Source organism: Cupriavidus sp. WGlv3 (assembly GCF_023952475.1).
GTDB lineage: Bacteria > Pseudomonadota > Gammaproteobacteria > Burkholderiales > Burkholderiaceae > Cupriavidus > Cupriavidus phytorum.
The window spans coordinates 83,479-101,965 of record NZ_JALHRX010000009.1 but is presented as its reverse complement, the minus strand read 5'-3'; the positions used below and the strand labels follow the sequence as shown (position 1 = coordinate 101,965).

The window sequence follows — 18,487 nt, the reverse complement described above, 5'->3', positions numbered from 1 at the left end:
TATTAGAGGCGGGATAGCGTGGGTGTCAAGGACGCCGCTGCGTGGCGGCCCACGGATCGCGGCTTGCGTTGCCGCGCAGTACCGGTGCGGCTCACGCTGCCTGCGCCGCGGTGTGATCGGTGGCCATCATGCTCGACTGCAGCAAGGTCTTGCGGAAGATTTCGACCAGCGGCCGCAGGTTGACCTTGTGCCAGGCCGCCCACAACGGGGTGCGGTAGTCGAGCCACGACAGTTCGTGCAGCACTACGCCGGCCGGTGCCTGGTGACGAAGGCTCCGCTGGATGGTGGTCACGCCCAGCCCCGCGGCCACGAGCCCCAGCGCGGCCAGCGGCTCGGTCGCTTCCATGGTGATGGCGGGGGTAAAACCCGCCCTGGCGCAGGCCGCGATGAAGGCGTCGTGCCGCAGCGCGGTTTCCTGGTGCATCACGCCGATCCACTTCTGTGCGGCGAGGTCGGCCGGGGTGAGCGGCTCGGCCCCGGCCAGCGGGTGGCCCTCGGGCAGTGCCAGCAGCATCGGGTCGTTGAGGACCTGGGCGGCCTCGAGGTCCGGATCGTCCGGCAAGGGCGGGTCGCACACCAGCGCGATATCGAGGCTGCGCTGGCGCAGTCCTTCGAGCTGCGTTGCCGACTGCTGGTTGTAGAGCGCGATATGCACGGCAGGCCGGTCCTGGCGCAGCTCGCGCAGTGCGTTCGGCAGGATGCCGGAGTGCATCGCGTATTCGAGGTAGCCGATGCACAGGCCGCCTTCATCGCCGCGGCCAAGACGCCGGGCCAGCGATTCGAGCCGGGTGCCGTGGGTCAGGAAGGCCCGGGTCTCTGCCAGGAAGGTGCGGCCGTCGCGTGTGAGGCGTATGCGCTGCTGGGAGCGCTCGAACAGCACCAGCCCCAGCTTCTCTTCGAGCTGGGCGATCTGCCGGCTAAGTGGTGATTGAGAGATATGGAGTCGCTCGGCGCCGCGGCCGACGTGCTCTTCCTCGGCCACGGCGACGAAATAGTGAAGTTGACGGATATCCAGCATGTCCAGGCGTGGGTGATAGGTGAGGCTCAGACCTATAGGGTATCAAGTCTTTCAAATTCCGTCTTGGACAGACTTAACTGGCCACCCTAGACTGCCTTCACCCCAACTTACTTTGTGGAGCAGTCATGAGCATCAAGGACAAACTGGCCGGCAACGTACTCGGCTTTGGTACCGCCCCGCTGGGCAATATGTTCCGCGACATCCCGGAAGCAGAGGCGCAGGCCACGGTGGACGCGGCCTGGGCGCAAGGCGTGCGCTACTACGACACCGCGCCATTCTACGGCGCGGGCCTGGCCGAAATCCGGCTGGGCGAAGCGCTGTCCCGGCACCCGCGCGACGAATACGTGCTTAGCACCAAGGTCGGTCGCCTGATCCTGGATGAAGTCGAGGACGCCAGCGCGCGGGCGCTGGGCGAGAAAAGTGGCCTGTTTGCCGCCGGCCGCCCGAACAAGATGGTCAACGACTACTCGGCGGACGCCACGCTGCGCTCGATCGAGGACAGCCTGAAGCGGATGAAGGCCGACCGCCTCGACATCGTCTGGGTCCACGACATCGCCCAGGACTTCTACGGCGACGAGTGGCTGGCCTATTTTGAGACGGCGCGCAAAGGCGCTTTCAAGGTGCTGACCCGGCTGCGCGAAGAGGGCGTGATCAAGGCGTGGGGCCTGGGCGTGAACCGCGTCGAGCCGATCGAACTGACGCTGGACCTGGCCGAAGCGCAGCCGGACGGCTTCCTGCTGGCGGGCCGCTATTCGCTGCTCGACCACGAGCGCGCGCTGCAGCGCCTGATGCCGAAGGCCGCGGAGCGCAAGACCGAGATCGTGGTTGGCGGCCCGTACAGCTCGGGCATCCTGGCCGGCGGCTCGCACTTCGAGTACCAGAAGGCACCGCCCGAGATCATCGCCCGGGTCGAGCGCATCAAGGCAGTCGCGCAACGCCACGGCGTCAGCATCAAGGCCGCGGCGCTGCAATTCGTGCTGGCCAATCCGGCAGTGGCCGCGGTGATCCCGGGCGCGAGCCGGCCGGAGCGCATCGCCGAGGACGTCGCCGCGCTGAACGAGAAGATTCCGGCCGATTTCTGGCGCGAGCTGCGCGCGCAGCACCTGGTCGCGGCAAACGCGCCGCTGCCTGGCGATCGCATCTGATCCTGTTTTGCATTCTGATTTCAGGGAGCCAACCATGGCACAAGCTTCTGCAACGATCACGCTGCCGGTGTCACCGGACCGCGTCTGGCAACTGATTGGCGGCTTCGATTCGCTGCCCGACTGGCTGCCGTATATCCCCAAGAGCGAACTGAGCGAGGGCGGCCGCGTGCGCAGCCTCCTCAACCCGGACGGCGACGCCATCGTCGAACGGCTCGAGGCCTTCGACCAGGGCGCGCGCAGCTACACCTACTCGATCCTGCGGGCGCCGTTTCCGGTTACCGGCTACCGCTCCACGCTGCGCGTGATCGGCATCGACGGCGACCAGGCCGCTCGCGTCGAGTGGTGCGGCCAGTTCACGCCCGCCGGCGTGAGCGACGACGAGGCATCGCGGCTGTTCGAGGGCATCTATCGCGATGGCTTGCAAGCGCTGCAAGCGACGCTGGCCGGAGCGGCGTCATGAAGCGCCTGCTTGCACTATGGATGGCCCTGGCGGCCATGGCTGGCGCGGTGACGCAGGCCCACGCGGCCGCCGGCGTGCCGGGCGAGGGCCGCGTGCTGTTCCAGTACGGCGAGTAATGCGCGGGGTGGCGGTCTGAGGCGAATGTTGCGTCAGACCGCCGCCGTCACGATGATCTCCACCAGCAGCTCCGGCCGCGCCAGCCTGGCCTCGCAGGTGGCGCGCGTGGGGACCGCGTCCTCGGGGATCCACGCTTCCCAGGCGGCATTCATGCCGGCGAAATCCTGCTCGATATCCTTGAGCCAGATCTGCGCGGACAGCAGCCGGCTGCGGTCGCTGCCAACGCTGGCGAGGTAGCCGTCGATCTTTTCCAGCACATCGCGCGTCTGCGCGGCGATATCGCCGGAAGCATCGGTGGCCGTGACGCCGGCCACGTAGACCACGCCGTTATGCACGACGAGTCGGGAAAGACGTTTGGTGGACTGGAAACGCTGGATATTGCTCATCCGTAAGACCTCGGGAAAAAAGTTGGAAAAGGAGCCGGCTGAAAGCTAGTCGCGCAGCGCGCCGGCCGTGGCGCTGCGGGGTTGGTCGAAACGGTCGACGGCAAAGGCGTCGATCGGCAGGGTGGAGCGGCCCTCGGTGACAAGGTCGGCTACGATCTGTCCCACGATCGGCCCCAGTTCGAAGCCGTGTGCGGAGAAGCCGAAGGCGTGGACCACGTCCGGTGCCGAGCGGCTCGGCCCGATCACCGGTATCTGGTCCGGCAGGAAGCCCTCGACCCCGGCCCATGCGCGATTGATGCCGAGCGGGCCCAGGTGCGGGAACAGCGCGGTCACGGTCTGCGCGCTGGCGCCGAGCCTCAGCATGTCGACTTCGCCATGGCGGGCCCGGGCATCGGCGGCGCAGCGCAAGCCGCCGCCGATCAGCACGGTGCCGTTGTCGAACTGCTTGAACGACAGCGCGCGCCCGGTCGCGCCCAGCACCGGCCTGACGAACGGCGCCACGCGGTGGGTGATCATCAGCATCAGTCCGCCGGCCTCGACCGGCACCGGCTCGCCGAGCTGCGCGGCGAAGGCGCCGGCCCAGGCGCCGGCCGCGTTCACCAGCCGCTGCGCGCGAAACACGCCGCGCGGCGTGTGTACGTGCCAGCGGCCGCGCGCGTATTCCAGGCGTCCGGCGGGAGTGGCTTCATGGATGACCGCGCCGGCCGCTTCGGCGGCGCGGCGGAACGCGGTGACGGCGCGGTAGGGCAGCGCATGGCCGTCGCGGCTTGCCCAGATCGCGCCGGTGACATGGGGGGCGATCGACGGGACCAGGGCGCGCACCGTGTGCGCGTCGACCAGCGTTTCGTGGGTAAAGCCCAGGGCTTCGAGCTGCGCCACGCGCCGGCGCAGCACCTCCAGCTCGGCGTCGGTCTCGGCCACCTTCAGCTGGCCGCTGGGGACGAAGCCGGCGTCGTCGCCGGTCAGGTCTGCCAGCCGGTGCCATAGTTCCAGCGAGGCCAGCGCCAGTGGAATCTCGGCAAGGTGGCGCCCCAGCGTGCGCACGCCGCCCGCGTTGACCCCCGACGCGTGCCGGCCGCAATAGTCGGCCTCGAGCAGCGTCACGCGCAAGTCCTTGCGCGCCAGGTGCAGCGCGCTCGAGGTGCCCTGCAGCCCGCCGCCGATGACGATCACGTCGGCATCGGCCCCGCTGTCAGCCTTCATTGGCAAGTTCTCCGAGCGTGACCGGCTTGATCGGCGGGCGAATACGGTAGTAGCCGACCTGCTGCGGCGGCACGCCGCGCGCGTCGGCGATGATCTCGGTGACCGTCAGGCCGCACTGGCGCCCCTGGCACGGCCCCATGCCGCAGCGGCCGAACGACTTGGCCTGGTTGGGCCCGCTGCAGCCCAGCGCGACGAAGCCGCGGATGGCGCCGGCGGTCACTTCCTCGCAGCGGCAGACCACCACGTCGTCCGCCGGCACGCGGTTGGCCGGCTTGGGGCGGTACAGCGCGTCGAGGAAGGGCCGGATGCTCAGGTGCGAGCGCAGCGCGGCGCGCAGCGGCGCGGCCTGGCGGTCGCGTTGCGCGGCGTCGAGCCGGCCGAGGTTATGGGCCGCCGCCAGGCCGGCCAGCTCGCCCTGCAGCGCGGCCGCAACCGCGCCGCCGATGCCGCGGCCATCGCCGGCAACGAAGATGCCCGGCAGGTCGAGCGTGCCCCAGTCGTCGACCACCGGCTGCCAGCACAGCTGCGTGTCGTCCCAGCGGTGCGCCGCGCGCAGTGCCCAGCTGAACTGGGTATTGGGCACCACGCCCTGGTGCAGCAGCACGGCATGCGTGGCAATGCGGTGCGACTGCCCGTGGCTGGTGAAGCGCAGCGCCCGCACCGCCTCGTCGCCCTCGACCACCAGTTCCGTGGCGCCCTTGTAGAACGGCACGCCGCTACGCTTCAGCGCACGCATCAGCGCCAGGCCTTTCTTCAGGTAGCGCCAGCCTGCCAGCGCCCCGCCCAGGTGGGCCAGCGCACGCTGGTAGTCGGCGCCGTCGGTGGTGTCGACGATGGCGCGGATCGGCACGCCGGCGCGCACGTATTGCCAGCCGAGCAGGTAGAGCAAGGGCCCGCAGCCGGCCAGCACCACCGGTTCGGCCGGCACCACGTCGGCGCTCTTGAGCAGGATCTGCGCGGCGCCGGCGGTCAGCACGCCGGGCAGGGTCCATCCCGGGATCGGGAACGGGCGCTCCATGGCCCCGGTGCAGAGAATCACCTGGCGCGCCTGCACGCTGGCGACCCGGCCCTGGCGCAGGTAGTGCACGGCGTGCTCGCGCGTGACCTGCCACACCGCCGCGCCGGTGATGTGCTGCGCGCCGCTGGCGGCGAAGCGGTCGGCCAGCGCGCGGCCGGCGGCGTAGTCGGGACCGAGGATGCGCAGGCGCTCCGGTGGCGCGCTCTGGATGGCGCGGTAGATCTGGCCGCCGCAGGCTTCCTGCTCGTCGAGCAGGGCCACGCGCGCGCCGCTGGCCGCGGCGGCCACCGCCGCCGCCATGCCGGCCGGGCCGGCGCCGATGATGGCGATGTCGACGTCATGCTCAGCCATGGGCCACCTCCGCAGCGTGGCCAGCCTCTACCGGCGCGGGCAATGGCAGGGTGCGGGCGCCGTCCTGCGTGTGGACGCGCATGCCTTCACGCACTGTCACCAGGCAGCTTTGCCGGCTCGGCTGCCCGTCGATCTCCATCAGGCATTCGAAGCAGACGCCCATCATGCAATACGGCGCGCGCGGCTCGCCGCTGACCGGCGAATTGCGGAAGCGGGTCACGCCGCTGGCCAGCAGCGCCGCGGCAACGCTGCAGCCGGATGGCACCCGCAGCGGCGCGCCATTGAATTCGATGGTGACGGTGTCGGCGCCGCCATGGGCGGCGGACGCGGCAATCCGTTTGAACAGGCGATCAGTGGGCATGGTGGAAGGTCTGGTTGGAGTTCAGGAAGCGGTCGCCGGTGAATACGTCGATCCCCTGTGGCCGTTCGCCCCCGGCCACCCACGGGGCGACGCGCAGCGCATGCGCGGCGGCAAGCGTGACGCCGCTATGGCAGGTGGTGACGAAGGCGCCGGGGCAGGTCGGGCTTTCCTGGTAGATCGGGTAGCCGTCCGGGCTCATCACGCGCAGCGCGCCCCAGGCGCGCACCAGCTTCAGGCCGGCCAGCGCGGGGAAGCTGCGCACGCCGCGGCGCGCAATGTCGGCGAGCACGCCGGCGGTGGTGCCGTCGTCGAAGCCGACGTCCTCCATCGAGTCGCCCAGCTGGATCGTGCCTTCGTCGGTCTGGCGCACATAGGTGGTGGGGAAGTCGAGGAAGTGGCTGGCGCGCTCACCGATCAGCACCTGGCCACGGTTCGGTGCCACCGGCGCATGCAGGCCGACCTGCGCGGCAAGCTTGCGGTTGCCGAGGCCGGCGGCCAGCACCACGCGCGGCGCGGCAAAGCGCGCGTGGCCGCCTTCCCCCGCATTGACCGTAAAGCCGCCCGCTTCCGGCGTGATCGATTGCGCGCCATGCCCGCCGACGATGCGCACGCCACGCCGCTGGCAGGCGGCATGCAGCGCGCGCAGCAGCTTGAGCGGGTTGGTGTGCCCGTCCATCGGCGTATAGCTGGCGCCGACCACGGCCGGGCCCACGCCGGGCAGCCGTTGCGCGAGTTCGCGGTGGCCCAGCATCTCGAACGGATAGTCGCCCTGCAGCGCGTCCTGGATGCTCTGCAGGCGCTGGCGGCGCTCATCCATGTCCGCCTCGGAAAAGCACAGGTGGAAGCCACCAGGCTGGCGCAGGCACACGTCGATGCCGGTCTCGTCGCGCAGCGCATCGCGCAGCTGCGGCCACAGCCGCGCCGAGCCCAGCGTCCAGCGCGCGTAGGGCGCCATGCCCAGGCCCTTGCCCTGGACCCAGACCAGGCCAAAATTGCCGCGCGAGGCGCGCAGAGCGTCGTCGCCCTCGTCCAGCACGGTAACGCGCAGGCCTTGCCCGGCGGCGCCGTAAGCGATGGCGGTGCCGACCAGGCCGCCGCCAATCACGATCAGATCGGATGTGGTCATGTCAGTCGAAGTTCAGTTCTTGCCGATCAGCACGCGGTCGAGGCCGACGATGCGGTCCAGCAGCACCATCAGCACCAGCGTGCCGACGATCAGCACCGTGGACACCGAAGCCACCAGCGGATCGATGGTCTGGGCGATCTGGTTGTACATCGCCACCGGCAGCGTGGTGGTGCCCGGCGTGGCGACGAAGACGGTCATGGTCAGCTCGTCGAAGCTCTGGATGAACGACAGCATCCAGCCGCCCACCACGCCGGGCAGGATCAGCGGCAGCACCACGCGGCGGAATGCCGTGAAGCGGCTGGCGCCGAGCGAGAGCGCGGCGCGCTCGGCATCGCGGTCGAGCCCGGTGGCGGCGGCCAGCACCAGGCGCAGCGCGTAGGGCATCACCACCACCACGTGCGTGAGCGCGAGCCAGAAGAACGAGCCGGTCACGCCCAGCGTGGTGAAGAAGCGCAGGAAGGCCACCCCAAGCACCACGTGCGGGATCATCAGCGGCGACAGAAAGAAGGCCATCAGCGCGCCGCGGCCGGGGAAGCGATGGCGGATCAGCGCCAGCGCCGCGGGCACCGCCAGCGCCACCGCGATGGTGGCGCTGACCAGGCCCAGCGTCAGCGACAGCCAGATCGCATCGACGAGCTCGTGCGCATCGGCAATGGCGCGGAACCAGCGCAGCGAGAGCCCGTCGGTGGGCATCGAGATATAGCCCTTGCCGGTGAAGGACACCGCGACCACCACCAGCAGCGGCGCCACCATGAAGGCGATAAAGAGGGCGTGGTACAGCAGGGAAAGGGGACCGTTCTTGCGCATGGCATCAGCTCCTCAGGCTTCGAAGACCTGGCGGAAGCGGCGCTCCACCAGCCGGTTGCAGCCGACGATGACAATCACGTTGGCGATCAGCAGCAGCACCGCGATGGCGGCGCCGAGCGGCCAGTTCAGCGTGTTCAGGAATTCGTCGTAGGCGGCGGTGGCCACCACCTTGAGGCGGCGCCCGCCGAGGATGGCCGGGGTGGCGAAGGCCGAGGCCGACAGCGCGAACACGATGATGCTGCCCGACAGGATGCCGGGCAGGATCTGCGGCAGGATCACGCGGCGGAACACCGTGAAGGGCGAGGCGCCGAAGGCCTGGCCGGCCTGCTCGACTTGCGGGTCCAGCTTCTGCAGCGAGGCCCATACCGAGATCACCATGAACGGCATCATCACGTGCGTCAGCGCGATGATCACGCCGGTCTGCGTGAACACCAGCTTCACCGGCGCTTCGACCAGGCCCAGCCACTGCAGGGTTTCGTTGATCAGGCCGTTGTTGCCCATCAGGATGGCCCACCCCAGCGTGCGCACCACCACCGAGATCAGCAGCGGCCCGAGGATCACGATCAGGAAGAGGCCGCGCCACGGGCTGCGCATGCGCGACAGGATCAGGGTCTCGGGCACGCCGAACGCCACCGCAAGCACCGTTACCGCCAGTGCCATGCCGGCCGTGCGCAGGAAAATCTCGTGGTAATAGCTGTCGCCGAGGATCTCGAGATAATTGGCCGCGGTCAGCGCCGGCAGCACGCCGCGGGTGCCGTCGAAGGCGTGCAGCGACAGCAGGCCGGTGAGCAGCAGCGGCACCAGCAGCATCGCGCAGAACAGCAGCAGGGCCGGGCCCGACAGCAGCCACGGGGCCGCGCCGGCAAACGGCCTGCGCGGCAGGCGTGGCGCCATCGCGTGCGCGCCAGCAAGGTTGGGAGTGGCGGTATCAGGCATGGCGCGCCTCCGTGGCGGTTTCGGTGGCCAGCACGCGCAGGTCCTGGTCGTGCCACAGCACGCTGACGGCCGCGCCCTCGGCCGGCGGCGTCTCGCCCAGGTTGGGCTGGCTCACGCGCAGCCGGCCCAGCGCGCTGTCGATCTCCAGCATCCAGTGGTTGCCGAGGAACAGCCGCGTGTGAACCGTGCCGGGGATGCCGCCGTCACCGGACTGGCCCAGCCGGATCTTCTCGGGACGCACGTAGACCTGCACCTCGCGCCCGACCTGGCGGCCTTCATGCGGCACATGCGCCAGCGTGTCGCCAAGTCGCACTTCGCAGCAGCGCGCGTTGGTCTGCTCGACCACGCCGGCGAGACTGTTGGTCTTGCCCAGAAAGCCCGAGGCGAAGGCCGACTGTGGCCGCTCGTAGGCCTCGAACGGCGTGGCCAGCTGGACGATGCGCCCGCCATGCATCACCGCGATGCGGTCGCTCATGGTCATGGCCTCGACCTGGTCGTGCGTGACCAGGATGGTGGTGATGCCGAGCTGGCGCTGGATCGCGCGCAGCTCGATATGCATGTCCTCGCGCAGCTTGGCATCGAGGTTGGACATCGGCTCGTCGAGCAGCAGCACCTCGGGCCGGATTGCCAGCGCGCGCGCAATCGCCACGCGCTGGCGCTGGCCGCCTGACAGCTCCTTCGGATAGCGCTTGCCGAGTCCGCCCAGGCGCACCAGCTCGAGCGCCTCGTCGATGCGGCGGCCGCGCTCGGCCGCGGCCACGCCGCGCATCTCCAGGCCGAAGCCGATATTGCCGGCCACGGTCATGTGCGGAAACAGCGCATAGCTCTGGAACACCACGCCCATGCCGCGCTTTTCGGGGCGCAGCGCGGTGATGTCGCGTCCGTCCAGCACGATGCGGCCGCGCGTGGGTTCGACGAAGCCGGCGATCATCTGCAGCGTGGTGGTCTTGCCGCAGCCGGACGGGCCGAGCAGCGACAGGAATTCGCCGCGCTCGACATCGAGGCTGAGGTGTTCAACGGCATGGAAGCTGCCGAAGGCCTTCGCGAGGCCGCTCAGTGTGAGGAAGCTCATGGTTTTGCGGGGGCAGTCCTGGTGGCTATCGTGGGGCGATCGTGGTGCGGGCTCAGCGCTCGACCGTGCGGTTCCAGCGGTTGGTCCACTCGGCGCGCTTCTCGTTGACCACGGTCCAGTTGGTCGGCAGCAGCGTGTCGATCTGGGCCTTGCCGTACGGCACCTTGGCGGCCACCTTCGGCTCGAGCTTGACCCTGGCATTGACCGGTCCCCAGCCCTGGCTGTCGGCCAGCACGGTCTGCACCTCGGGCGTGAGCAGGTACTGGATAAAGGCCTGCGAGGCCTCGGCCACGTCGCTCTGCACCACCGGGCACGCAGCGGTCAGCAGCGCCGGGGCGCCTTCCTTCGGATAGACGAATTCCACCGGGAAGCCGGTGTCCTTCAGGCTTTGCGCGCGGCCGCTGCCCCACACCGCCAGCGTGACGTCGCCATTCTGGAACAGCTCGGTCATCTTGCCCGGCGACGGCTCCCAGGCCAGCACGTTGGGGCCGACCTCGCGCGTCAGCGCGGCGAAGCCCGGCTCGACATTCTGGTCGCCGCCCTTGCGCAGCTTGGCGAACATGATCAGCGTCTGCAGCCCGTAGGTGTTGCTGATCGGCGGGATCGCGACCTTCTGGCGGAATTTCTTGTCGGCCAGCACCTCCCACGAATCCGGTTTCGGCAGGCCGGCCTTGCGGAATGCCTCGGTGTTGTAGACCAGGCCCGTCGCCACCACGCCGATGCCGGTGGCCTTGTTGTCGCCCAGCTTCGCCAGCGGGTAGAGGTCCTTGTAGACCGGCGCATCCTTGACGGCATCGCAAAAGCCCAGCTGCAGCGCCTGGTACATCGGGCCGTCATCGAGCAGCACCACATCGAGTTCCTGGCGCGCCTTCTGCGCCTGCAGCTTGGCCAGCGTGTCGGTGGAATTGCCCGCGACATAGACCACCTTGACCTTATGCCGGGTCTCGAAGGCGGGGATGATCTTTTCCTTGAACACCTTTTCGGTCGAGCCGCCGTACGAACCGACGTAGAGGGTCGGCTGCTGGGCCAGCGCGGCCGAGGTGCCGCACAACGCGACCACGGCCGCGGCGAGAACTTGCTGTTTCATGCTTTCCTCCCTGTTATGCACCGTCAACTTGCCATCGATCCCCAAAACCATGCAGGCGGGTTATCGCTGCACCGCAACGAAGAACGTCTGGGAATATGCGGTGTCGGGATAGATTAGGAGGATGCTAGGGCCGTGAAAAATTCTTTTTTTTGGGACATCGATAACATGGTGTTATAGACTTGCAGCATGAAAATCCGCCAGCTCGAGGCCTTCCGGGCCGTCATGCTTTGCCAGACCGTCACGCGCGCCGCCGAGATGCTCCACATCTCGCAGCCGGCGACGACCCGGCTGATCGCCGATCTGGAAGAGGCGGTAGGGTTTTCCCTGTTCGAGCGCATGCGCGGGCGGCTGCACCCCACCGCCGAGGCGCAGGCGCTGTTCGAGGAAGTGCAGCGCTCGCTGGTCGGCATCGACCGCATCGCGCAGACCGCGCTGGATATCCGCGACATGCAGCGCGGCTCGCTGCAGATCGCCGCCGCGCCGGCGCTGGCGCTGTCGTTCCTGCCGCGCGCGATCGCGGCGTTCATGGCCGACCACCCGCAGATCCAGATCACGATGCTGCCGCACTCGTCGCGCACGGTGGTCAACATGGTCTCGGAGCAGCGCTGCGACGTGGGCTTTGCCATCCTGTCGATGAACCACCCCAGCACGCACGGCGAGCGGCTGCTGTCGACCCGGATGGTGTGCGCGATTCCGGCCGGGCACCGGCTTGCCAGCCAGGAAGTCATCCGCCCGCCGGACCTGGCGGGGGAGCGCTTCGTCTCGCATCCGCGCGTGCTCGACTCGCGGTTGCAGATCGATGCGCTCTTTGCCTCTTACGGCATCGAATGCAAGGTGCAGGTGGAAACGCAGGTGTCGTGGAGCATCTGCGCGTTCGTGGAGGAGGGGCTGGGCGTGGCGCTGATCGACCCGATCACCGCGCTGGAATACAAGGGCGACGGGGTCTGCTTCCGCATGTTCGACCCCTTGCTGACCACCGACTTTTCGGTGCTGTTCTCGGCGCAGCGCGCGCCGTCGATCCTGCTCAAGGCCTTTGTCGCGCACACCCGCGCGTTTGCGCTGGCCCGGCTGGATCCCAGGTTCGTGGTGGCCTAGGACATCGTCACGGCTGGGCCCACGCCGCCTGGCGCGCGCCGCCCTTGCCGCCGATCGCTTCGACCAGGTAGTCGACGAACGACGCGATCCGCGCCGAGATCGCGGTATTGCGGTAGTAGACCGCATGGATGGGCTGGTGCACGTCCTGGGTCTGGCGCGCCAGCACCTGCACCAGCCGGCCCGCCTCGCGGTCGTGCGCGGTCATGAAGTCCGACAGGCACACGATGCCCGCGCCCTCCAGCGCCAGTTGCCTGAGCGTCTCGCCGCTCGACGACCACACCGCCGGCTCGATCCGGTAGGGCTCGCCATCCGCACCCAGGATCGGCCACACGTTCAGCGATTCGGGCTGGTTGAAGCCCAGCAGCGCGTGCTTGCCGAGATCCTGCGCCTTGCGTGGGTGGCCGTGCGCGTCGAGGTAGGCCGGACTGGCCAGCATGCGCACCCGGCTGTTGCCGATCAGCCGGCTATGCAGCGTCGAATCCTTGAGGCGGCCGATGCGGATGGCCACGTCGGTGCGACGCTCGAGCAGGTCGATGATGCCCTCGTTGCTGTTCAGCTCCAGCTCCACCTGCGGAAAGCGCTCGCGGTAGCCGCGCACCAGCGGCACGATCACATGCAGCATGAACGGCGACGCGGCGTCGACGCGCAGGCGCCCGGACGGCTTCTCGCGCCGCGCCAGCATCTGCTCTTCCGCGCTTTCGACCGAGTCGATGATGGCGCGCGCGTCGTGCAGGAAGGCCTGACCTTCCTCGGTCAGCTCGAGGCGGCGCGTGGTCCGGCGCAGCAGCGTGGTCTTGAGCTTTTCCTCGAGGCGGGCGAGGGTGCGGCTGGTGGCCGAGACGGTGAGGTCGAGCTGCTGCGCGGCGGCCGTGATCGAGCCGCTGTCGACCACGGTCGCAAAGGCGAGCAGTTCGTCGAGCGTGATTTTCATGGGTGCGCCGGAATCAAGACAGATTGGTTTATAGACGATGCGGCAGCGCGTGGCAATCCTTGAATAAAAATCAAATATTTTTGTCCAGTAAAGGCGTTTATCTCATCAGTTACGGCGTGCAGAATGGCTGCATCGAACCAGCCTTCCCTGTCTTCTCCCAGGAGCAAAACGCATGAACAAGATTCCCGCCTTCGGCCTCGGCACCTTCCGCCTGCAAGACCAGGTTGTCATCGACTCCGTCCGCAACGGCCTCGAGCTCGGCTACCGCGCCATCGACACCGCGCAGATCTACGGCAACGAAGCCGAGGTCGGCGAGGCCGTCGCGGCTTCCGGCGTGCGCCGCGACGAGCTGTTCCTGACCACCAAGATCTGGGTCGACAACTACGCCCCGGACAAGCTCGTGCCGAGCCTCGAAGAGAGCCTGCGCAAGCTGCGCACCGACTACGTCGACCTGACGCTGATCCACTGGCCGGCGCCCGGCAACGGCGTGCCGGTGGAGACCTTCATGACCGCGCTGGCGCAGGCCCGGGAAAAGGGCCTGACGCGGCAGATCGGCGTCTCCAACTTCAATATCGCGCTGACCCGCCAGGCCATCGCCGCGGTCGGCAAGGACGCGATCGCGACCAACCAGATCGAGCTGAGCCCCTACCTGCAGAACCGCGAACTGGTGGGGTTCCTGCAGCGCGAAGGCATCCACGTGACGTCGTACATGACGCTCGCCTACGGCAAGGTGCTGGGCGACCCGGTGATCGGCGCGATCGCGCAGCGGCACCAGGCCACGCCGGCGCAGGTCGTGCTGGCATGGGCGCTGCAGCTGGGCTACTCGGTGATTCCGTCGTCGACCAAACGGGAGAACCTGGCCAGCAACCTGCTCGCGCAGACCCTGCAGCTAAGCGAAGACGACATGGCGCAGATCGCGGCGCTGGAGCGCAACGGCCGCGAGGTCAGCCCGGACGGCCTGGCGCCGCAATGGGATTGAGTGACCTGACGCGCCGACCTTCCCGATGACCCGTTCGCGGCCCCCGGCCGCGAACCTGACAGGACAAGCACCATGAGCAAGGATCCGCTGTTTCAACCGCTGCAACTGGGTGGCCTGACGCTGCCGAACCGCATCGTCATGCCACCGATGACGCGCTCGCGCGCCAGCCAGCCCGGCGACGAGGCCAATGACCTGATGGCCGCCTACTACGCGCAGCGCGCCGGCGCTGGCCTGATCGTCAGCGAGGGCACGTATATCGCCCCGCTCGGCAAGGGCTACGCCTGGACGCCGGGCATCCACACCCCGGCGCAGGTGGCCGGATGGCGCAAGGTGACCGGCGCGGTCCACGCCGCCGGCGGCCGCATCTTTGCGCAGCTCTGGCACGTTGGCCGACTCAGCCACACCAGTCTGCTGGGCGGCCAGCAACCGGTGTCGTCGTCGCCGCTGCAGGCGCAGGGCGTCAACGTCTTCATCGCGGGGGAGGACGGCAGCACGCCGGGCTTCGTCCAGGCCTCGATGCCGCGCGCGCTGACGGTGGAGGAAATCGGCGAGATCGTCGACCAGTACCGCGCCGCCGCCCGCAACGCGATCGCGGCGGGCTTCGATGGCGTCGAGCTGCACGGCGCGAACGGCTACCTGGTGAACCAGTTCATCGACTCGGGCGCCAACACGCGCACGGACCAATACGGCGGCTCGCTGGAGAACCGGCTGCGCTTCCTCGGCGAAGTGGCGCGGGCCCTGATCGAAGGTACCGGCGATGCGTCGCGCGTCGGCATCCGCCTGGCGCCGCTGACCACGCTCAACGGCTGCGTCGACGATGATCCCGAGACGACGTACCTTGGCGCCGCGAAGCTGCTGGGCGAACTCGGCGTCGGCTACCTCCATATCGCGGAAGCAGACTGGGACGACGCGCCGCTGATGCCGGTGGCATTCAAGCAACGGCTGCGCGAGGCCTTCCCGGGCGTGCTGATCTACGCTGGCAAGTACAACGCGGAGCGTGCGCGCGAAGCCGTTGCCGCGGGCTGGGCCGACCTGATCGCGTTCGGCCGGCCGTTCGTGGCCAATCCTGACCTGCCCGAACGTTTGCGCGTCGGCGCGCCGCTGGCGCTGCACCAGCGCGACACGCTGTTCGGCGGCGGGGCCCAGGGCCTGACCGATTACCCGACGCTGGCGCAAGCCGCGGCCTGAGCCGTCCCGCGGCGGACCTGAAGGCCTGGCGGCGGGATGCGCCGTTGCCGCCGTAGTGCTTTAGAGGGATATGCTGCGACCGACATAGCAGGGCAAGATCGGCACGGTCCGAATGCGCCCATCCGCATCGAGGAAAGCTCGCCCGCCAGGTCCTATCCGCGGGCGCTTTCTTTTTGGGGAGAAGCAAAGCGATATGAAGGCGCGAATCATTCGCGTTTGATCGGCTGGAGCCGTCGGCGCGCGATATGGAACTCTAAAAAAAAGGAGTGAGACAGTGCCTGCCCACCAGTCGCCAGTTCACCGCCTAGCGCCGGCACACCCCAACGGCCCCCCACTATCGCTCGCCCCGGGCCTGGTCGCGCCGTTTGAAACAGACACCAGCCACGAGCTTACCGGACCGGAAAGGACTGCCCTGGCGCTCTGTGCCCGCTGTTGTCCGCTCGCCGACGTGGGGCCGCCGTTCGGCGCCGAAACGCTGGCGTGGCGGGGCAGCGCCTACGTCTATGTCTTTGGCTGGGACAGCGACCGCCGGCGCCGCCTGTTCGAGGTGTTCCGGAACCAGCAGGGCGCCCTGGAGCCCGTGCTGGCATTCCAGTACCCCATTCCGCTGCGGAAACTGTTCCGGCACGACCTGGATCCGCTGTACAGCGATCGACGCTGAAATCCCGGGCACAGGTTCCGGCATGCGCGGCGGCTCGACCTATATGCCGAGGTGCCGCGCAACCGCCTGCGCCACTTCCGCTGCATCCCGGTAGTTTTGCTCAGGTATGCCCAGCAGGGCGTCCACGATCGCGTCATCCGCGTCGTTGTCGCGCGCGGTGGAAACCAGCGCGCCGCGCGTCGCGGGATAGTCCAGTCCGCGCAATGCCTGCTCGAGGGCGGCCGGATCCCATCGATCCGTGCGCGGATTTCCTTGCGGATGCTTGTCATTGGCCATGGCTGATCTCCGGTAGATTGCGCCGAACGCGCGATGATCCCGGTCCGGAATCACCGGCGCATTCCAGACCCCGGCGTCGGGCGCGACGCTCTGGTTCCCGACGTCAAAGCCTGATGGAAACGCAAGGCACATGCCATGGCGGAATTGCGCCGGGTACGGTGCTGCCTGCGTCTTCCGCCCGGCACTCCACCGGCTGCGCTGTCCGCACATACCCCTAATTGACGATAAAATTTATGTGCGTAAAATTTAATTCATAACTATGAATAACGGCGGGTGCCCACCTCGATGCCGGCACCGCTTCCAACCACCGCCATTCAGGAGACCCCCGATGCAACCGAACCCGCGCCGCCGCCTGATGCTGTGCGCCGCCGTGCTGAGCGCGATGCCCGCGCTGGCCTGGAGCAGCGACACCTATCCCAGCAAGCCGATCCGCATGGTGGTGCCGTTTGCCCCCGGCGGCGCCACCGACGTGGTGGCGCGACTGATTTCGCAGAAGCTGGGCGAGGCGCTGAAGCAGTCGGTGGTGGTGGAGAACCGTCCCGGCGCCAACGGCATCATCGGCACCGACGTGGTGGCGCGCGCGGCGCCGGACGGCTATACGCTGCTGCTCAATACCGCCGGCGCGCAGACCCTCAGCCCGGTGTTGTACAAGGCCGGCTATGAGCCGCTGAAAAGCTTCGCGCCGATCTCGCAGATCAGCAATATCGGCTTCGTGATGGTGGTGCACCCCTCGGTGCCGGCCAAGACCGTGCAGGAATTCGTCGCGCTGGCCAAGGCGAAGTCCCGGCCGCTGAGCCTGTCGGCCGGCAGCAGCATGATCGAGCTGATCGGCGCCACCTTCAAGAGCGCGGCGGGCACCCCCGACGTGGTCAGCGTGTCGTACCGCGGCACCGGCCCGCAGATGCAGGCGGTGGTCTCGGGCGAGGTCGACATGACCATCGACCCGTTCAACGGCATGGCAATGATCAAGGCCGGCAAGCTGCGCCCGCTGGCGGTGTTCGCGTCCAAGCGCTCGCCCGCGCTGCCCGATGTCCCGACCATGCAGGAAGCCGGTTTCGACGGCATGGCGTTCAATTCGTGGGCCGGCCTGCTGGCGCCGGCCGGCACGCCCAAGGAGATCGTCACGCGGCTGAACCAGGAGATGAACCGCATCCTGGCGCAGCCCGAGATCCGGCAACGGCTGGCCGCGATCGACTACGAGGTGGTGGGCGGCACTCCCGAACAGTTCGCCGCCACCATCGCCGACGACGCGGCAAGGTGGGCGAAGATCGTCAAGGATACGAACTACAAGGCCGGGTCCTGAGCCGTCACGACCCGGCCGTCGCCTGCCGCACCAGCCAGTTGCGGAACGCGCGCGCGGCGGCGGGTTCCATGCGGTCGCGCGGCCATACGGCGTAGTAGCCGCCGCCCAGGCTGGCGCTGGCGTCGCAGGCGCGCACCAGCAGGCCGTCGCGCAGGCAGGCGTCGATCATGTGGCGCCAGCCCAGCGCGATGCCCTGGCCCTCCATGGCCAGCTGCAGCAGGATCGGATACTGGTTCGAAGTCAGCACGTTGCGCGGCGTGGCGTCGGGCAGGCCCTGGTGGGCCAGCCAGGTCTGCCACGACATCCACTGGCGCTGGCCGTCGTCGAGCATCAGCAGGGTCTCGCCGGCCAGGTCGGACGGCGCCAGCGTGCGCCCGCCGAGATAGCCGGGCGTGCAGACCGGGAACACTTCCTCGCCGTACAGCCGGCGCGCGGCCAGCCCGGGCGGCGGCCCTTCGCGCAGGTAATACAGCCCGATGTCGAACTCCGCCGGCGACAGCGCCGACAGGCTGTCGTTGACGGTCAGGCGCAGCTGGATCTCGGGGTGGGCGGCGCGGAACGAGGTCAGCCGCGGCGTCAGCCACAGCACCGCGACGCCGCTGGAGCAGGCCACCGTCAGCGCGGTGTGGCTGCGCACCTTCATTACGTCTTCGGTGGCCTCGGCGCAGCCGACCAGCAGGCGCTGCACCACCTCGGCATAGCGTTGCCCGCTGACGGTCAGGCGCAGTGCGCGTGGCTCGCGGATAAACAGCTTGCGTCCCAGGAATCGTTCCAGCTGCGCCACCTGGCGGCTGATCGCGCTTTGCGTCAGGTGCAGTTCGGCCGCGGCGCGGGTAAAGCTGCCGTGCCGCATCGCGGCTTCGAAGGCGACCAGGTTGGGCAGGGGCGGGAGCGGGGAAATGCGCATGGAGGCGTCCGGGCCGGGGGATGCCGCCATGATAGACCGCCGGCACGTGCCGGCGGGAGG

The 18,487-nt window shown here is 68.7% G+C and carries 20 protein-coding genes; 7 read left to right on the top strand and 13 right to left on the bottom strand.

Annotated elements, in window-relative coordinates:
- Window positions 1–91 precede the first annotated feature (91 nt).
- Window positions 92–1,018, bottom strand: a complete 927-nt coding sequence (locus tag MKD38_RS16515; protein ID WP_252678331.1) for a LysR family transcriptional regulator — start codon at window positions 1,016–1,018, stop codon at window positions 92–94.
- A gap of 125 nt (window positions 1,019–1,143) precedes the next feature.
- Between MKD38_RS16515 and MKD38_RS16510 the strand changes: the two genes are divergently transcribed.
- Window positions 1,144–2,163, top strand: coding sequence for an aldo/keto reductase (locus MKD38_RS16510; protein WP_252678330.1), 1,020 nt, complete (start codon window positions 1,144–1,146; stop codon window positions 2,161–2,163).
- A 34-nt stretch (window positions 2,164–2,197) separates the two neighbouring features.
- Window positions 2,198–2,623 carry an SRPBCC family protein gene (locus MKD38_RS16505; protein WP_252678329.1) on the top strand — a complete coding sequence of 142 codons (426 nt, stop codon included), beginning with the start codon at window positions 2,198–2,200 and terminating at the stop codon, window positions 2,621–2,623.
- Between the two features lie 149 nt (window positions 2,624–2,772).
- Here MKD38_RS16505 and MKD38_RS16500 read toward each other — a convergent pair whose 3' ends face one another.
- Genes MKD38_RS16500 through MKD38_RS16460 form a run of 9 tightly spaced genes read right to left on the bottom strand, consistent with a single transcriptional unit; the run spans window position 2,773 to window position 11,087 of the window.
- The gene (locus tag MKD38_RS16500; RefSeq protein ID WP_252678327.1) at window positions 2,773–3,126 is read right to left on the bottom strand and encodes a RidA family protein; all 354 of its coding nucleotides are present in this window, start codon (window positions 3,124–3,126) and stop codon (window positions 2,773–2,775) included.
- Window positions 3,127–3,171: 45 nt separating this feature from the next.
- On the bottom strand, window positions 3,172–4,329 hold the full coding sequence (locus MKD38_RS16495; protein WP_252678326.1) for an NAD(P)/FAD-dependent oxidoreductase: 1,158 nt from the start codon (window positions 4,327–4,329) through the stop codon (window positions 3,172–3,174).
- Complete coding sequence (locus MKD38_RS16490; protein ID WP_252678324.1) at window positions 4,319–5,698, bottom strand: FAD/NAD(P)-dependent oxidoreductase; 1,380 nt, start codon at window positions 5,696–5,698, stop codon at window positions 4,319–4,321. The genes MKD38_RS16495 and MKD38_RS16490 overlap by 11 nt, the downstream gene beginning before the upstream one ends.
- On the bottom strand, window positions 5,691–6,059 hold the full coding sequence (locus MKD38_RS16485; protein WP_252678322.1) for a (2Fe-2S)-binding protein: 369 nt from the start codon (window positions 6,057–6,059) through the stop codon (window positions 5,691–5,693). The genes MKD38_RS16490 and MKD38_RS16485 overlap by 8 nt, the downstream gene beginning before the upstream one ends.
- The gene (locus MKD38_RS16480) at window positions 6,049–7,185 is read right to left on the bottom strand and encodes an NAD(P)/FAD-dependent oxidoreductase (protein WP_252678320.1); all 1,137 of its coding nucleotides are present in this window, start codon (window positions 7,183–7,185) and stop codon (window positions 6,049–6,051) included. The genes MKD38_RS16485 and MKD38_RS16480 overlap by 11 nt, the downstream gene beginning before the upstream one ends.
- Window positions 7,186–7,197: 12 nt before the next feature.
- A complete protein-coding gene (locus MKD38_RS16475) occupies window positions 7,198–7,992 on the bottom strand; it encodes an ABC transporter permease (RefSeq protein ID WP_252678318.1) in 795 nt (264 codons plus the stop codon).
- Between the two features lie 12 nt (window positions 7,993–8,004).
- Entirely contained in the window at window positions 8,005–8,886 is an 882-nt protein-coding gene (locus MKD38_RS16470; protein ID WP_252678507.1) for an ABC transporter permease, read from the bottom strand.
- 34 nt (window positions 8,887–8,920) lie between these two features.
- Entirely contained in the window at window positions 8,921–10,000 is a 1,080-nt protein-coding gene (locus MKD38_RS16465) for an ABC transporter ATP-binding protein (RefSeq protein WP_252678316.1), read from the bottom strand.
- 52 nt (window positions 10,001–10,052) lie between these two features.
- Window positions 10,053–11,087 (bottom strand): ABC transporter substrate-binding protein, encoded by a 1,035-nt coding sequence (locus tag MKD38_RS16460; protein WP_252678314.1) that lies wholly within the window; start codon window positions 11,085–11,087, stop codon window positions 10,053–10,055.
- A 186-nt stretch (window positions 11,088–11,273) separates the two neighbouring features.
- On the opposite strand from MKD38_RS16460, the gene MKD38_RS16455 reads away from it, so the two are divergent.
- Window positions 11,274–12,182 carry a LysR substrate-binding domain-containing protein gene (locus MKD38_RS16455; RefSeq protein WP_252678312.1) on the top strand — a complete coding sequence of 303 codons (909 nt, stop codon included), beginning with the start codon at window positions 11,274–11,276 and terminating at the stop codon, window positions 12,180–12,182.
- A gap of 7 nt (window positions 12,183–12,189) precedes the next feature.
- Here MKD38_RS16455 and MKD38_RS16450 read toward each other — a convergent pair whose 3' ends face one another.
- Window positions 12,190–13,113, bottom strand: coding sequence for a LysR family transcriptional regulator (locus MKD38_RS16450; RefSeq protein ID WP_252678311.1), 924 nt, complete (start codon window positions 13,111–13,113; stop codon window positions 12,190–12,192).
- A 172-nt stretch (window positions 13,114–13,285) separates the two neighbouring features.
- Here MKD38_RS16450 and dkgB point away from each other — a divergent pair, with 172 nt between their 5' ends.
- The 3 genes from dkgB to MKD38_RS16435 all read left to right on the top strand — a co-directional run bounded on the left by dkgB (window position 13,286) and on the right by MKD38_RS16435 (window position 15,941).
- Complete coding sequence (dkgB, locus tag MKD38_RS16445) at window positions 13,286–14,092, top strand: 2,5-didehydrogluconate reductase DkgB (protein WP_252678310.1); 807 nt, start codon at window positions 13,286–13,288, stop codon at window positions 14,090–14,092.
- 72 nt (window positions 14,093–14,164) lie between these two features.
- The gene (locus tag MKD38_RS16440; protein WP_252678309.1) at window positions 14,165–15,280 is read left to right on the top strand and encodes an alkene reductase; all 1,116 of its coding nucleotides are present in this window, start codon (window positions 14,165–14,167) and stop codon (window positions 15,278–15,280) included.
- A 274-nt stretch (window positions 15,281–15,554) separates the two neighbouring features.
- Window positions 15,555–15,941 carry a hypothetical protein gene (locus tag MKD38_RS16435; protein ID WP_147310516.1) on the top strand — a complete coding sequence of 129 codons (387 nt, stop codon included), beginning with the start codon at window positions 15,555–15,557 and terminating at the stop codon, window positions 15,939–15,941.
- A gap of 39 nt (window positions 15,942–15,980) precedes the next feature.
- Here MKD38_RS16435 and MKD38_RS16430 read toward each other — a convergent pair whose 3' ends face one another.
- Window positions 15,981–16,217, bottom strand: coding sequence for a DUF2795 domain-containing protein (locus tag MKD38_RS16430; protein ID WP_252678308.1), 237 nt, complete (start codon window positions 16,215–16,217; stop codon window positions 15,981–15,983).
- Between the two features lie 328 nt (window positions 16,218–16,545).
- Here MKD38_RS16430 and MKD38_RS16425 point away from each other — a divergent pair, with 328 nt between their 5' ends.
- Window positions 16,546–17,520 carry a Bug family tripartite tricarboxylate transporter substrate binding protein gene (locus tag MKD38_RS16425; RefSeq protein WP_252678307.1) on the top strand — a complete coding sequence of 325 codons (975 nt, stop codon included), beginning with the start codon at window positions 16,546–16,548 and terminating at the stop codon, window positions 17,518–17,520.
- A 4-nt stretch (window positions 17,521–17,524) separates the two neighbouring features.
- Here MKD38_RS16425 and MKD38_RS16420 read toward each other — a convergent pair whose 3' ends face one another.
- Complete coding sequence (locus tag MKD38_RS16420) at window positions 17,525–18,427, bottom strand: LysR substrate-binding domain-containing protein (protein WP_111517380.1); 903 nt, start codon at window positions 18,425–18,427, stop codon at window positions 17,525–17,527.
- Between the last annotated feature and the right edge of the window lie 60 nt (window positions 18,428–18,487).